This window comes from Paraburkholderia sp. RL17-373-BIF-A, from assembly GCF_046030175.1.
Taxonomy (GTDB): domain Bacteria; phylum Pseudomonadota; class Gammaproteobacteria; order Burkholderiales; family Burkholderiaceae; genus Paraburkholderia.
In genome coordinates, this window is the sequence record NZ_JARESO010000069.1 from 1 (window position 1) to 13,921 (window position 13,921).

Here is a 13,921-nt window from a genome sequence, read left to right on the forward strand (position 1 = left end):
GCTCGGGTTGCGGTTGCAATGCCGCCTTTGCAAAGTAGGTGACCACGCAACCGATGCCAAGATTCGAAGCACCGGCAGGCAACACGCCGGGCGCACCCGCCCAGGTGACGGTGCAGGCGGCGATCTGTCCGCTCGCGTCGGTCTTGACCTTGTTCATCCAGCTGCCTACGTCAAAGCTGTAAGGCGAGATTGAGATGTGAACAAACACGTCGTACGCAGATAGCTTCTCTGCGAGCTGCGTGGTCATGAATTGCCGCATTCTGTCCACCACGGCCTGCGCACCGCTGGCCTGCACTGCGGCGGCATCGTTAGCGGCCTGCTGCAAAAGAGCATACAGGTCGTTATGAGTGAAGGGCTGTTGCATATCTTTCCTCGTCGGTTAAGCGCTTCTGGCAACGGCTAGCGGATGGTAGCCGTTTCGGTCCCGGGCAGAAGCGGTGCACCGCCATGCCGCCCATAACGCTGCGCGGGGTTGACGTTGCATTGTCCCGGGCGACTACCTTATACGCTGCTGACCTCCTGGCTAACTGCCTGTCAAGGTAGTACAAAAGCGTGGCCGTTTACGTTATCATCAGACGATTGCGGATCTGACCGGAGAACGCTATGCGTGGCTCTTTGCGGCGAATCGCCAGTGCGCTGGGGGTTTGGCTATCCGACGCTGACAGCGGGAAGTTCATGATCACGCTCAGAAGTTCGCTGGCGGTTCTTCCGGCGGATCAGACGTAAACGGTTGAGGGGCAGGTCAAGGGGCTGGTAACGCGAGGGCGTGGCGACGCTGCGGTGGCCGAGCAGCAGTTGGATGGTACGCACGGTCGGTGCCGCACGGTAAACGTAGCTGAGTAGGTTCGGGATCGCGCGACGAAGTAGCCTTTCGGGATGTTGCCTTAATAGCCCGGGGGCAACAGGAGAAATTTTCGCCTTTGCCCTTGTCGGCGCCTAACGGCCCAATATAGGCCACGTAATGCTGCAAACCGTCCTGAACGAATCCCAGCACATGTGGCGGGGCCTGGATAACGGTCGGACCATCCGTCTTAGATCGAGGTGGCTCGTCGCGTAGACCGTCTCGGTGTTCGCAGTCAGCAGCACGGTCTGAGCGTCTATCAGGTTTTCCCAGACCACAACCTGTGTCGGCTTTTTCGAACCGAATGCGCGCATAACCTGTACAAGGCGGCAAGGTCACGTCACATCATCAGTACTCAGGCGTTTCCGGGCCGTTGCCTGCCGCTATCTACGGGCAGGCAGTGCGACGGCAGGTGCCTTCTGCACATCGACGCTCCTTGCCCGAGAGTGAATCGGCGGTTGCGGCGGGTTCGTGATCCCCAGCGTCCCAAGAACGTCGTCCATGACTACCCCATTTCCGCCATTTCAGATCCGTTATGTAGCACGTCTTCTGGGGTGGAAAGGTGACGGGAAGGCGGTGCCATTTTTTCCCCGTTCACGATCACCCACAGCGCGGCATCCAGCACTTCGCGCGCAGGCCTTCGGGGGGGCACGTCGTTCTCGGTGAAAGATGTGCGACGCGCGACCAGTCGTCATCGGCAAGCGGCAAGCGACCATTACAACTCCAATCGGGGTAGTTCATATTAGTATGAAGAACAGAGATACCAAACGGATGACGCCTCGTTCAAGCGCCTTGCCGATTAATTTGGCTGTCCTTGAGTACTGCGAGTTTGATACCACGCCGGGACAAGAAGTTGACAGTACCTTTGACCCTGCTGCTTGCGGAGCAACGTTCGGCAGGGTTGGGCGTCTAAGGACATAGTTTCGTCGACACTCATAGTCAACGACTTGCTCGCGAATTCGGTCTCGCGGTGCACGACGCTCGAATCGAATTCGGGAGATTCGCCGGATTCGAGACGCCGAACAGATCGCTCCCGTACGGCGCTGCTATCGGACCAAATCTCTATAGCACATCATCCGATCCTCCGTTAAGCTGAAGTTACAAATGGCTGTCCTGCCGGAAACGACCATCATCTTCATTACGGCACACGACGATCCGGCCGTTCGCGAGAAGGCTCTTGCGTCAGGCGCTGCGGGCTTTCTGGAAAAACCATTCAACGGCACGATACTGATCAAGACCATTGAAATAGCGCTAGGTGCTACATAAAGCGCTGTACGCTTTATCGCTGAGTGTCCGGTCCAGCGTTTACTCCAGCCATAGGTACGCAGAAGGTGGCAGTCCGGAGTGGGTCGAGGCCGTGTGAAAACGCGTGCCGAGAGTCCGCGTCGTTATATGGCTACCCTGAACAAAATCGTCGCTGTGATCGACGATGACGAATCAATTGCCCGCGCCATCAAGCGCTTGCTGCGTTCTGTCGCGATAAAGGCGGAGTCGTTTTCCAGTGGCGAGGAATTCCTGGGCACGCTGTCGTTGACATCGGGTTGGCCCGCCTGCGTGATCCTGGACTATGAGCTGCCGGGGATCGACGGGCTGGAGCTACAGCGTCGCCTTGCTCCGACTGGCGTAGCCGTGTGAAAACGTAAAGGTACTCCGTTTTCGGGTGTCGTTTTACCCTTCCCGAGTTGCTGCCAAGCCAATACGGCGCGATCTGAAAGGTCGACTTTTTCGAAGCCCTCGGTCGGAAAGAGCCAACCACGGGTTGCTGTTTCTGACGTTGGAAAAGTTCAGAGTTATGTGATCCACGGGTTCAGACTTGTCTGGACACACTCGACGGCAGCTATAGAGCCTCTGAAAAGAATAGGCTATGCCGCCCGCCACGCCGGTCCACAGCAAACCTTGCTTCTTGAATAGACTCACGTACCGCCCTCCAATGACCCGAGGCGCAATTTTATTGCGATTGCCCGCCTGCCCAACCGGACCGGAGCCGTGGTCCCGACGCCGGTTGCTCACGACAGATTAACCGAGGCGGCGTCCATGTCCGAACCGCCAATGACCTGCGCCCGCCGCACGAAGACGAGACAGAGTTTGCCATTTGGCGCCCCAAGCGGGTAATGGGTGAAGAGAACTGCTGCGACCTGTTTTTTGCGCATCACCGTTTCGGAACCATCAACCTGAACCAGCAGGAATGAGCGGATCATGTGTTGCCCATGTCTCCGCACACGTGTTACCCATGTCTCCAGTCCATACACCATGGAAAACCTAACGCTGATGCTTGAACACTGGAAGCCCCGCGTGGTGCTGATCGACACGCGCCTGTGTCATGCCGACGATTTCCGGTTCGTACGCCAGGCGGCACAAGACGACGAGTTCCGGCGTGTCCTGATGATTGCGATGACTAACGTCTTTTCGAGGAGACCCCGCAGGATATCAGGCAGATTGGCTTCGACGGTCTGTGCCGCCGGCCTGTCCGGTCTGGAAGCTCCCGGATGTGCTTCAAGGGCTTTTTCGCCGCTCGCCGGATCCTCAGTGATCGTGTGCCGCAGCGCACGCCGGGTTGGCACGCATTGGCGCAGCGGTGGCCGGCCCGTTAAATCAGTCAGCCAGCTTCGTCCAGGTCGTCCGGATCGCCCACCCATCGCCCTGTGCAGATCGCGGAGAAAGTCCTCTGCGACAGCCTCCCACGCGGGCGTGCCGCGGGTGACGTCCCCTGGATTGTTCTTTCCCTGCGCGCGCCGGATGGCCCGGACGGTCATTTGAAGTGCTACTGCCCTGTTGTACAGCAAGCTGCTGGTGCGGATGCGGTTGTCGTTATCCATGCCTCGATTTCGGCAGCCGCCCAGAAAACTTTAGCTCGCTGGTGATCGAGTGGCGCCACCGCGCCACTTCTCTGTATGATGTCCCTGGCCGATGCCCTTCGCCATCTTGCCGGGAATACTATGAAGCCGATCAATTTGCGCGTCCCGCGCGAGGAAGCGCCCGACTTTGCGGACGATCTGACGGCGTGGGCAAGCACCAGCGGAGTCGACCCGGGTCCGACGATTGTCGGCGAGCCGGGAGCGGCAACAGACACCGGCTCGCCCATCCTGTACCGGGTATACGTGAGCCAAAGCTTCTTTGAGCAGTTTCCCGAGTGGCGCATGTATATTGAGCATTAGATAGGGCGGTTGCGCGAATTGCGACGCGAGCCTGTTCAGGCAGATGCACGCGGGGGCGCCCCATGAAGGGATCGAGAAACAAAGCTGGCTGGGCGTTAGCCTTGGTGATTCAACTCGAATCCCGCCGGCTCAATCGCTAGACCACAGATAGACTACAGCGCCATGTCGCCCCTGCCGCCAATGGCGCTGCAGCCCATCGCCGCGTCACTCCTTCGCGGCGCGAGAGATCCGCTTGACGTGCGGTGTGGTGAATTTATTGAAGCAGCTCAGAGTTATGAAGATGAGAAGCAGGGCAAGTACGACAAGCTGGCCAACCAGGAAAACCGGCACGGCCAATATGGCCCACAGCGTCAACCTGAGCATCTCGCCTCCTAGATTTTGCAATAGGTCGGCGGGAGCTGACGCCGACCTTAACGGCTCGTTCAGAGTGCTTGCTATGAACTTTCGAAACCATCATATCGCGACCCCCTCAGATCAGTTTGTACGGTAGTGGACGCAGGGTGCCTACGGGCAGGGTGACGCGCCAGGTGTAGCGCCGACGCCCACGGAGCGACCAGTCGCGGGTGGACGCACGATTGGGACAAATCGCCGCCTGGATCCAAGCCCCGTGCGGACATGATCTCCCAGGCGACCGGCATCCGTGATTGCGAATGCGCGGTCGCCGAAACCCTGGTGAATATCGACCACGAGGACCTGAGCTACGCGTCGCGTCAGACGCGAGCGCAGGATCTCGCGCGTCACGTCTTGCGTTTGGCGTTCGACGTCGCTACCGCGCTTTCGTGTTGCCCCGCGGGTGCCCGCAGTGGGCTCGATTACGCAACAGGTCCCGTGTGACCACGGCCCTCAAGCCTCCATTCTGGGGCTCCTCGCCGGGAACAGGTTTTGCTCTTTTTTTACTGTACGAGCGAGGTTGCAGGAAGCATAAACCGAAAGCGGCCCGGAATGTATTTAATCCTGCTCGTCGTTCATGATCCTGACCTCCTCGCCGCGTGGCATTTCGTATTGAGTGGGAAGGATAGGACGTGCGGTGCAGAAGCACGGCGATGGACGCGACATCTGCCTTCAGAGGTTGGCACCGTTGCAGCTTTTTCTCACAATCGTCGGAAGGTTGTGTGGGACGCGCGGATAACCCGCCACGCGCGCTGCGTTGATTGAGATGGCTTGGCGGGCCAGCTATTGAAGTGCGGCAGATGCCTTGAAGACGGAACCTGCATCACATCTCGTCTTGAAGCAGGGAGAAAAATCATGCGCAGGAGACAGTTCATTCTGACCGCCAGTGCGGCGCTCGCTGCGGGCACATTCGGGCTTACGGGCTGCACGACCACTTCCCCGAAGTCTGCGTCCAGTACCGCTGGCAATGCTGGGAAACGTGAGTCCATCAATGCCGATGTCGATTCGACACTGGCGCGCCTGTATTCGACGGCCAATGGATCGCATGAACTCGTCGCGAAAGCCCGCGGGGTGCTGGTCTTCCCGTCGGTGATCCAGGCCGGCTTCTGGATCGGCGGCCAGTATGGCGAAGGCGCACTGCGCGTCGGCGGCCAGACGGCCGGCTACTACAGCACGGCCGGCGGGTCATTCGGCCTGCAGATCGGCGCGCAGTCCAAGGCGATCATTTTCCTGTTCATGACGCAGGATGCGCTGGACCGGTTCCGCAACAGCGAAGGGTGGGCAGCGGGGGTTGACGCGACGGTCGCCCTTGTCAAGGTCGGGGCGAACGGCAATATCGATACGTCAACGGCGACCGCGCCGGTCGAGGCCTTCGTGCTGACCAATGCCGGCCTCATGGCCGGTGTCTCATTGGAAGGCACCAAGGTCACACGGCTGAAGATCTGAGCGCTACGCGGTATGCCCCGGCCCGGATCGCGTTCGCATCTGGTCGTCGGGTTCCGCGGTACGCGGGGTCAACGTCGCGTATCAGGGTGGACGCGATCAGGGTGAGGCTTATCTGAAGTCAGGTTGCCGGACGCGAACTGGCTCGACACGATCTATCACGGCCTGCCGGAAAATCTGCTGACGCCGCAAGTGCCAACGCAGCCTGCATATCTGGCTTTCCTCGGCCGGATCTGTGCTGAAAAGCGCAGCACTACCTGAACATCCATAGTGCGCTCGCGCAGGTAGCAAAGCCACCGGCGTTGCGTCAGGTCAGCGCGGGCTGATCCGGCGTGGAACACCTATCACATCCCGCACCGGGTCACCGGTCTGGACGTCCCGCGCCTGCCGCCCAACAGTAGACCGGAAACACGAAGTCCGGCGTTGGTGTAAACCGGATTCCGGAATCCGGACAGATGACGCGCCCCGTGACGGCGACATGAGGTCCAAAGGCAGCAGGAGCTTCGGGTCCGTTGCGCCGGCCTTGCCGAGCAGGATGTCGCAAGACCTTGTCGAGGGCGAGGCCGCTGGGCGTTACAGCAGCAGGGTCGTGTAGTCACGCGGCGCGTATTGTCTGTTGCCTTGCTGTACATTTTCAGGGGCGGAAGGTCATGACAGCCCACGAAAGCAGACTATGCAGCCAGCCGAGAACGGGGCGCACCGGCCAGCGAAATAGGAGCCGACAAAAACGGCAAGCACCGTTGTGATAATGACCATGTGCCGGAGCCGAACTCGAACTTGTGCAACGAGTTAGGCTGCGACAAGGGAGAAAGCAGCGAGGCTCCGATCGCGGTTCGTAGCACACTCATGGTGAGATAAACAATCGAGGACAGGATGACGCCGGCGATCACGGAGCCCCCAGGAGAGGCGCGGCAGTCCTTCGGGAGTAGCGAGAAGTTTCATGACTATTTCCCGGGATGGTTAGAACGCAGCCGCCGCGACCAGTCCGACGGTGCGCATCTGGCAGCGCAAGTGATATGCCAGAAAGAATAAGAAACGGTCCATCCCCTGATTGCCTGCCTCCGAACGCAGCGACTACGACGTGTCAATCCATGGCTTTTACTGCGGGCTCTCGCGGTCTGGAACGAGCGCCCGAGGTGCGCAGGGATCCGATCGCGCGGAAACCGCCTAGCGGTCCCTCGGCATGATCTACATCACCTCTACCGGCGGGTGCGTAGACTTCGCTGCCATGAGCGCCTGTGCTGCATCGACCATCCGCATCACTGTCCTGCCGCGAGACGTCAGCATGCATGTAAGCCGGGAGAGCGCATTCGGCTCGCTGTCAACAAGCAGCACCTCGATTTGTATTTCTGCCCGGTGGCGCAACGGGGCGCATCGGCGCGGCGGCGTCACGCATTCCACTTTCCTCGCAAGAGGCGTTTCGCCGGCATGGCAATGCAGGCGAGAATATGGGCGCTGACTATTTGTCGCCAGATACGGTTCGGTTTGAAATTAATCATCCGGGCTTGGCGCTCGAGCATTTTCTTTCGGCCGGGCAAATGAAGGAGAGAACAATGTCTAAACCACCGAAGATCCCTGTGAGTATTTCCGGACCAGTGGCGACCGACCAACTGATATGACCCAACGTCGATGATCTGATGCCCGTTGTCGGCGAGAAGGTTGAGCGCTGCAGAAATGAATGCCTCATCGCCGTAATGATTCAGCCTGTCCATTGCGAGTACGTAACGTTCAAAGCATTCGCGCGCGAGTGGCATTAGCATCTTGATGAAGCTCGCCGAAACAAGAAGGCACTCGCCACCGAACCACCGCGGGTTGTTCAGGCGCTTTCCCGCTACGGCTTCGAGATCGCAAACGACGCGCGCCGCTCCATACGCGAAAAACTCCTGGTCGGATATGTCGAATGCCCCCGCACCACTGCCGCAGCAGCGCCGCAACACGTCCTGATCAAGCTGCCGCAACGCGACCATGTCCGTGTCGAGAAGCAGAACTAACGCCCCAGCCGGCACGCATTTGCCAACCTGTTCGAGAAGATCAAGCTTGAAGTGGGCCGCATAGAAGGGGGTCGTTTTTGGCAGCGTGAGTGACGGTTCCAGATCGAGCAACCTCGGGCGCGCCGGCTCATCGACCGTGACAAGGAAGCGCTGTATCTCGCGGCGAGCATTCGTGACAATGGTGAGCTGTGGCATGCCAGCAGCGAGCAGGCTCCGGTTCAACGTTATGGCCTGTTCTACGTAGCAGAATGGGTCAACACGGGTGCAGTTGGCGCTTCCCTTGCCTTGCGGGTCAATATAGACGAGCGCGCACGGCATGACCCCGATATGCGCGAGGTCTGCTGATCGAGGAGAAGGGGACGGGCGTGTGGCATTGCTTCCTTCGTACGCTTCTCGCTGCCCACATCGTGTTGCCCCAGCCATCGGTTTCATCCCGTAAATTAAACGGCCTTTACGCTTGGCGATTTCAATCAAGCCTCGCGTGTGAGCTCAGGTTTCGATCATCAGCGCTGCTGGGAATTTATGGACTGGTGCCGGGCATCAGGCGAAAAATTGAATCTCGCGTTCTTCCGGCGGCCAGCCCAGCACTTGACGTCAAGCCGCAACGGCCATGCCCGGTCATGCAACCGGTACGCGATATCCTGGGGCTCCCACCCACCCCAGGAAATGTGCCGTTTGATGCCTATTCCACCGTGATGCCCGCGAAGCCTGATGGCCGATAAGGGCCAAGCAGAAAAGCAGGTAACCGTGCGGGAATCGGCAAGCTGCGCCGGTCATCGAAATCGAGCGTTTGAACAAATAGCCCAATTGTCCTGAAGCGGTCGCTAAGCGATTGCCCGACGTCGTCATCACCGACTGCCGTCTGCTGCGCCACAACCAGCTGTGGTCTGGCCTGCCGGTGACCCTGCTTTCAGCCGACGAACCGCCGAACGACCGCCGTTCGCAGCTATATGATGCGTGCACTGAACGGAGCGGGCACCGTCTGACGCACACACATGCTGAGCGGTATTGCCGTCGGAATCGCTCCTCAGGTGTGCGATGGCCTAGGGCGACAGCGCTATTCCGAAAGTCCGTCCGAGGAATGCGGGGCCAGCCGAGGGGCGCCTGGAGTGGTCTACAGTGTGGCGTATTTCATCCATGCACTTTTGAGCTATGTGAAGGCGGCACGGTGTGCTCTCTTGCTGGCACGTGGCAATTGACGTAAGCAAAAAGGTCCCGGGCCGACGTCGGTTCACCTGCAGCAGGCACGACTCCTAACTCGGACCCCGGAGCCGGTGAGCGCCGAAATGAGCATTCAACTGCGTGCAAGAATCACAACCAGGTCATCGAGCTAGGGGCGTCGCAGAGCCTATGAAGGGCAAACAAACCCGAATCCTTGCTGACGGTCACTGTGCTTCCCGCTCGAGCACGCGCGAGCCTGACTTTCCACGCTCACGCGTACGACGGGAGAGTGTGAAACGACGAAGCAGGACTGTGCCCGACCCCAAGCGTACATCCGCAGTTTCGAAAACACACCTTGCGAAGGGGCGGCCGGGAGCTTAGCCCTGCGAGAGTAACGAGCGGGCATAGTCGTTGCGCGTAGAAATTCTCAACCTGATATTTCGGAGTACATCATGAGCACATTGGATCCGCAGGGTGGCGCGTCCGGCAGCGGCGCGCAGATTGTCGGTGGCGGCGTGGGTGACGGGCCCGGCCCGGATGTGATGGCCGCGTCGACGCTCAAGGGCACGAAGGTGATTTCGTCGGACGGCGAAGACGTCGGCAAGATTTCCGACATCATGCTTGACGTACGCGGCGGCAGAGTCGCATATGCCGTGCTGTCTGAAGGAGGCTTTCTCGGGATGGGCACGAACCTGCACGCTATACCCTGGAGCGCTCTGGCGCTCGATACTGATGAGAAATGCTTTCGGGTGAGCGTCGTTGCCCAGCGAATCAAGGAAGATCCGGGCTTTGACAAGGACCACTGGCCGTCAATGGCGGATGGCGCGTGGGGTACTACGGTCCATCAGTATTACAACCGGGATCCCTACTGGTCAGCTGCGCGCGACGCCGACGAGCCACGGCAGAGCGATATCTAGAAACTGGGCCTGGGGCGCTGCCAGAGCGGCAAGTTAATGCTGCACTGGTGTCAAAGCAATGAGGGAGGCAATCATGAAAGCAGCAAGGAAAGCGGTAGTTTGTTCGGCAATTCTGTTCACGTCCGCCGGTGTCGTGTTCGCACAGGGAGCAGGAGGGGCTGGAGGCGGCGGAGCCGGTGGAGGGGGAGGCGGCACTGCCGGACAAGGCGGCACTGGCATGAGCACGCCTGATACCGGCGGGACGACCGGCACGACCTCCACGTCGAAAGGTTCGAGCACGAAGAAATCGCCCACCCGCATGCCGCAGAGTGACTCGCACGCCAAAGGCGCGTCAGATACGGCTGCATCAGGCGCGCAATGAACTGTACGCAGCGCTGGGTGCGGAAACCTTCGGAGCAATCTGCCGCGCCGGATCCGGGAGACTTGACGGCGACTGGGTCGTGGTCTTCCGGGGTCGGCCAGCGCGTCGTTCTGGCAGCAGCCAGCGCGACGCGTCGGCGGCCAGCGAGAAATCGGGCGAGCGCCTGCGCCTCGACTCATCCGCGATAAACAGTTGCGCGCGGACTTCAAAACACCCGCCTGTTCGAAGGACGTGCAGCAGCAGTCCTGTCGTGACCGCCACGGCGGATCGCGGGCGAATTTGCAGCGCGACTGGTTCTGAACGGGCCAACAAATAGCCGGGGTCGTGATAGGAGTCGCAGCGGTTCGAATGTCTGACCTATCTGGACTGTCCCGGCCGCACGGTCCCCTGCGTGTACAACTCACACAGATCTGAGAATGACTTTCCGGACGGTGCCACCCAGCCACGCGGTGATCCCCGAACGGCTGGCTATAACGATCGTCCGGCGAGGTCCGAGGACGATGGCGCCGACGCACAACGCCAGCAGCAGCGTGACGCGCGGTGCGTCGGCCAGCGAGGCGATCACGCCGACCGCAGGAGGCCGCGTCTGTCCGAGTACGGCCGGGACCGATGGAGGAGTGCTATTCGCCGCTAGCAGTGCTGTGCGTGATTCCGCCATGCGCAGCAGGATTGCGGTCTCGGCTTCACTATTGGTCGCTACGCGGTTCATTTTAGCGCCTCCTTCAACGTGTCGAGATCGCTCCGGAGCTCCCCCTGCAGAAGATGAAGCGAACGTCCGGGTTTCTGGGCGCGGACGAAGAGCAGAGAGACAAGGGAAACAACCAGCCACATCACGGCAATGCCCCAGACCACCGGAAGGAAGTAAGGCGTCCGCCACGCCGTCGCGATGATCGCAATGCACACAAACGAAAGTGTGAACAGGCCGGCGACGGCCAGGGCAACAAGTGCGCTCAACTCGCGGACCAGACATTTCCTGGTCTCCTCAAGTTCGACGCCGAGGAGCTCACCATAATCCGTGGCTCGCTCGACGCAGAATCTGCCGACGTTTCGCCACTTCGTGATTTTCGAACGCATGGACATTGCGGGACTCCTCGGGACTGGCTTGGTGCGGAAACGCCGGGGCGGCCCGCCAGGTGTTTGCCGTCTACACCTTTCAGGCCGCGTCGAGGGCAAGACGCGAGTAGCCTTACTCCCGGTCTATCGAGTCGCTTCGGCCGTTATCGGGCCTTGAGCGATTCGCTGCGCGCAACGCTCCAAGGATGAAGCCCACCCCGGCGGCAATTGCCAGCGCCGCGAACGGTCGCTCCACCGTAGACTCGCGTACGACATCCACAAAATCGGCATAGAGTTGCTGAGCTTTGCCGCTCAACTCTTTCGCTGTTCCGCTAACCTGTGCGCCGGCATTGCCCAGCAGATCCCCGGCGGCTTGCTGAACGTCGCCAGCAACCTCCCGTAGTGTTCCTTCTGCTTTCGTCGTTTCCATTGTCTGCTCCTCGAATGAGTGCGATCAGGCCGCACGGACAAATGCGCCGGCATGAAAGTCGAGAACCACGCCTCTATGTAATGCGCTGGTTCGGCAGCGGGACGGCGTGCCAGATGCTGCGCAAAAGTCGGGCTCAACCTGATAATTCGCTGACGCACGCACTGGCAAGGGCGTCGCTCCAGAGTGAGCTTTCTATCGCAATTTCGTCGGAAGTAACACAAATGCTGGCCCCGTCGTTGAGCGGATCTAACATGAAAGCACCCCCAGCAAAGCGCGTAGCATGGCCTGCCTCGTGCAGGCCGCCTCGGGGTGCAACTTCCAGATGGAGGCGACCTTCCGGTGAAGACGTGCTCGAGTGAGTGTCTTTGTGACGCCCCACGGGCCGCGTACCGCACTTCAGATTTCATCGAGCCCTCGACGCGCGTAAGACACGGGGTGGCGTTCGCTCTGCTCATGATGCCTGCCCTTGAGCCCAGTCGCGCCGATCATCACATCAGACCGGTGAGGATTCGGCGGAGCCCGTCCGCCTTCCCGGAAGAAGCCTTCGGCGTGTCAGCAGCGGTTTGTCGAGTTAACGCGCGCACCGACGGATGCGTGCACCTGGCGATGGAGACGGAAATGGAAGTCCTCTTTAAAAGCCTTGCAGCTGCCGCGCTGATGTCGATCTTTGCGGCGACTGGATCTGCGCAGAATACAGGTGCGGCCCGCGAGGCGGGAGCGAGTGGTGGAGGGGCGCCCCGCTGGGGGGCGGGGATGCGAGGCGCTAGCGTCGCGGAGGCGCCTCAGCGTGACGATCGACCGCGCGTGCCTGGCGCAATCCGCGCGCCCAATTCTGCGTCCGCGGCCTCCGGACGACGCGAGACGGCGCCTGATAACCGCGGGGCGAGCGCGCCGACTGATCAGGGGGTGATGCGCGGTGGACCTGAGAATCCGAGCGGACTGAAGAAGCCCGATTGACTCGCCAGTGTGTTCAGGAACGCGTCTGGGCTCCGATCGTGAGGCGATTGACGAACAGTTCAGGAACCGATCAGAAACGGATCAGTCGGCGGCCGCGAACTATGCGCGCGTGCTTGCCGTTGGAGGGCACCCCGTCTGCTGGACGATAGGCCGTTATCCCTGGGGGCGGCTTGAGGTCGAACGCTTCCCGACAGGAAGCAACGGATCACAGATCTTCAGGAAAACAGACACGAGGCGAAGGAAAACGCAGCTGATGCCTTTGACCTGCGAACACAGCTAAGGCAATGCCGCGGCTGCCCCGTTCACCCTGATCCGCCAGACTATCGATTTCTCGATCGTTCGTAGTTCATCATTTCCTCAACGGAGATTGCGGGCATTGCGCTCCAGGACGGATTCCATTAAGGGCGGACATTGGAAGGTCGAATTAAGTATGAAACACAAATCCGAGGTGGTCCGCGCGCCCGCGCTGCTCAAGCACTCGCAGTTCGAAGTTGAAATCATGGGCCGCGGTTACGCCTGGCTTGACACAGGCACACGCGTCGCTGACCAAGGCAGCCACTTTCAACGAAAGGCTGCAAAAGCGTCAGGGTTTGGTGGTGGCGTGCCCGGAGGAGATGCGTTCGGCCGACATTTCATCGACAAGGAGGTGCTTCAACCGGCGAAACCGCTTGCCAAGAACGCGTATGGCCAGCATCTGCTCAACGTTCTGAATGATGGCATGGCTAACCCGTTGGCCGCTCGCGTTTCAACGAAATGAAGTTGCTTGCGGTTTCCATGGATACCTGACACATAACTTGCAGAACGTGCGCCGCCGCACATTTCATGTGAAGCTGGACAGGTACGCTTCAACGCACGGATCGCGACGGGGACTATCGCTTGCCAGTCGTGTACAAGTGTTCATCCGCGCGGTCTGTACACCGGGTTAAGGAACGTTTTCCGATACTCGCGATATAGACCGCATCAAGTACCCCGGCAATACGTCGTGTTTCAAAAAGGTGATTTTTCGAATCGCCGATACGTATGTGGCCAACCTTAATCGTCATTCCGATGACGGCCGGCCGGAATCATAGTGGAATCGTTCGGTCGCTTGACAGGTCACGCGCTCGCCGTAAGACAAGTTCGGGGCGAATTGACACCAGCGAGAAATTCAGTTTGAGGCTCGTGGCGCCTGAGCCGGCACCCGCAGTCTTTACTCTATTTACTGGCAGATCGAGATGTTGAG

Annotated in this window: 12 protein-coding genes and 3 pseudogenes; 8 read left to right on the forward strand and 7 right to left on the reverse strand. The window is 59.9% G+C overall.

Going from position 1 to position 13,921, the window contains the following annotated elements:
- Positions 1-364, reverse strand: a pseudogene (locus P0D80_RS42140) (fucose-binding lectin II); the annotation flags it as partial.
- A gap of 1,581 nt (positions 365-1,945) precedes the next feature.
- On the opposite strand from P0D80_RS42140, the gene P0D80_RS42145 reads away from it, so the two are divergent.
- Together P0D80_RS42145 and P0D80_RS42150 are read left to right on the forward strand one after the other, a co-directional pair.
- Positions 1,946-2,107, forward strand: coding sequence for a response regulator (locus P0D80_RS42145; protein WP_408292633.1), 162 nt, complete (start codon positions 1,946-1,948; stop codon positions 2,105-2,107).
- Between the two features lie 126 nt (positions 2,108-2,233).
- Positions 2,234-2,476, forward strand: coding sequence for a response regulator (locus P0D80_RS42150; RefSeq protein ID WP_408292635.1), 243 nt, complete (start codon positions 2,234-2,236; stop codon positions 2,474-2,476).
- A 371-nt stretch (positions 2,477-2,847) separates the two neighbouring features.
- Here the strand turns inward: P0D80_RS42150 and P0D80_RS42155 are convergent, their stop codons facing one another.
- Complete coding sequence (locus tag P0D80_RS42155; RefSeq protein ID WP_408292637.1) at positions 2,848-3,039, reverse strand: hypothetical protein; 192 nt, start codon at positions 3,037-3,039, stop codon at positions 2,848-2,850.
- A gap of 120 nt (positions 3,040-3,159) precedes the next feature.
- Positions 3,160-3,657, reverse strand: coding sequence for a hypothetical protein (locus P0D80_RS42160; protein WP_408292639.1), 498 nt, complete (start codon positions 3,655-3,657; stop codon positions 3,160-3,162).
- 120 nt (positions 3,658-3,777) lie between these two features.
- Here P0D80_RS42160 and P0D80_RS42165 point away from each other — a divergent pair, with 120 nt between their 5' ends.
- From P0D80_RS42165 to P0D80_RS42180, 4 genes and pseudogenes are all read left to right on the forward strand, one after another.
- On the forward strand, positions 3,778-3,996 hold the full coding sequence (locus P0D80_RS42165; RefSeq protein WP_408292640.1) for a hypothetical protein: 219 nt from the start codon (positions 3,778-3,780) through the stop codon (positions 3,994-3,996).
- A 162-nt stretch (positions 3,997-4,158) separates the two neighbouring features.
- Positions 4,159-4,371 carry a hypothetical protein gene (locus P0D80_RS42170; protein WP_408292642.1) on the forward strand — a complete coding sequence of 71 codons (213 nt, stop codon included), beginning with the start codon at positions 4,159-4,161 and terminating at the stop codon, positions 4,369-4,371.
- A gap of 870 nt (positions 4,372-5,241) precedes the next feature.
- The gene (locus P0D80_RS42175; RefSeq protein ID WP_408292686.1) at positions 5,242-5,832 is read left to right on the forward strand and encodes a BPSL1445 family SYLF domain-containing lipoprotein; all 591 of its coding nucleotides are present in this window, start codon (positions 5,242-5,244) and stop codon (positions 5,830-5,832) included.
- Between the two features lie 117 nt (positions 5,833-5,949).
- Positions 5,950-6,087, forward strand: a pseudogene (locus tag P0D80_RS42180) (glycosyltransferase family 4 protein); the annotation flags it as partial.
- A 1,130-nt stretch (positions 6,088-7,217) separates the two neighbouring features.
- Here the strand turns inward: P0D80_RS42180 and P0D80_RS42185 are convergent.
- On the reverse strand, positions 7,218-8,294 hold the full coding sequence (locus tag P0D80_RS42185) for a response regulator receiver protein (RefSeq protein WP_408292644.1): 1,077 nt from the start codon (positions 8,292-8,294) through the stop codon (positions 7,218-7,220).
- 1,139 nt (positions 8,295-9,433) lie between these two features.
- On the opposite strand from P0D80_RS42185, the gene P0D80_RS42190 reads away from it, so the two are divergent.
- The gene (locus P0D80_RS42190) at positions 9,434-9,898 is read left to right on the forward strand and encodes a PRC-barrel domain-containing protein (protein WP_408292646.1); all 465 of its coding nucleotides are present in this window, start codon (positions 9,434-9,436) and stop codon (positions 9,896-9,898) included.
- Between the two features lie 761 nt (positions 9,899-10,659).
- Here P0D80_RS42190 and P0D80_RS42195 read toward each other — a convergent pair.
- From P0D80_RS42195 to P0D80_RS42205, 3 genes are all read right to left on the reverse strand, one after another.
- Positions 10,660-10,968, reverse strand: a complete 309-nt coding sequence (locus P0D80_RS42195) for a hypothetical protein (protein WP_408292648.1) — start codon at positions 10,966-10,968, stop codon at positions 10,660-10,662.
- A complete protein-coding gene (locus P0D80_RS42200) occupies positions 10,965-11,339 on the reverse strand; it encodes a phage holin family protein (RefSeq protein WP_408292650.1) in 375 nt (124 codons plus the stop codon). The genes P0D80_RS42195 and P0D80_RS42200 overlap by 4 nt, the downstream gene beginning before the upstream one ends.
- Before the next feature lie 106 nt (positions 11,340-11,445).
- The gene (locus P0D80_RS42205; RefSeq protein ID WP_408292652.1) at positions 11,446-11,742 is read right to left on the reverse strand and encodes a CsbD family protein; all 297 of its coding nucleotides are present in this window, start codon (positions 11,740-11,742) and stop codon (positions 11,446-11,448) included.
- Between the two features lie 1,444 nt (positions 11,743-13,186).
- Between P0D80_RS42205 and P0D80_RS42210 the strand changes: the two are divergent.
- Positions 13,187-13,456: pseudogene (locus tag P0D80_RS42210) on the forward strand (glucose-1-phosphate thymidylyltransferase RfbA); the annotation flags it as partial.
- Positions 13,457-13,921 lie beyond the last annotated feature (465 nt).

Coding starts and splice junctions, on each gene's coding strand:
- P0D80_RS42145 (WP_408292633.1), top strand. CDS start 1,946: ATGGCTGTCCTGCCGGAAACGACCATCATCTTCATTACGGCACACGAC.
- P0D80_RS42150 (WP_408292635.1), top strand. CDS start 2,234: ATGGCTACCCTGAACAAAATCGTCGCTGTGATCGACGATGACGAATCA.
- P0D80_RS42155 (WP_408292637.1), bottom strand. CDS start 3,039: ATGATCCGCTCATTCCTGCTGGTTCAGGTTGATGGTTCCGAAACGGTG.
- P0D80_RS42160 (WP_408292639.1), bottom strand. CDS start 3,657: ATGGATAACGACAACCGCATCCGCACCAGCAGCTTGCTGTACAACAGG.
- P0D80_RS42165 (WP_408292640.1), top strand. CDS start 3,778: ATGAAGCCGATCAATTTGCGCGTCCCGCGCGAGGAAGCGCCCGACTTT.
- P0D80_RS42170 (WP_408292642.1), top strand. CDS start 4,159: ATGTCGCCCCTGCCGCCAATGGCGCTGCAGCCCATCGCCGCGTCACTC.
- P0D80_RS42175 (WP_408292686.1), top strand. CDS start 5,242: ATGCGCAGGAGACAGTTCATTCTGACCGCCAGTGCGGCGCTCGCTGCG.
- P0D80_RS42190 (WP_408292646.1), top strand. CDS start 9,434: ATGAGCACATTGGATCCGCAGGGTGGCGCGTCCGGCAGCGGCGCGCAG.
- P0D80_RS42195 (WP_408292648.1), bottom strand. CDS start 10,968: ATGAACCGCGTAGCGACCAATAGTGAAGCCGAGACCGCAATCCTGCTG.
- P0D80_RS42200 (WP_408292650.1), bottom strand. CDS start 11,339: ATGTCCATGCGTTCGAAAATCACGAAGTGGCGAAACGTCGGCAGATTC.
- P0D80_RS42205 (WP_408292652.1), bottom strand. CDS start 11,742: ATGGAAACGACGAAAGCAGAAGGAACACTACGGGAGGTTGCTGGCGAC.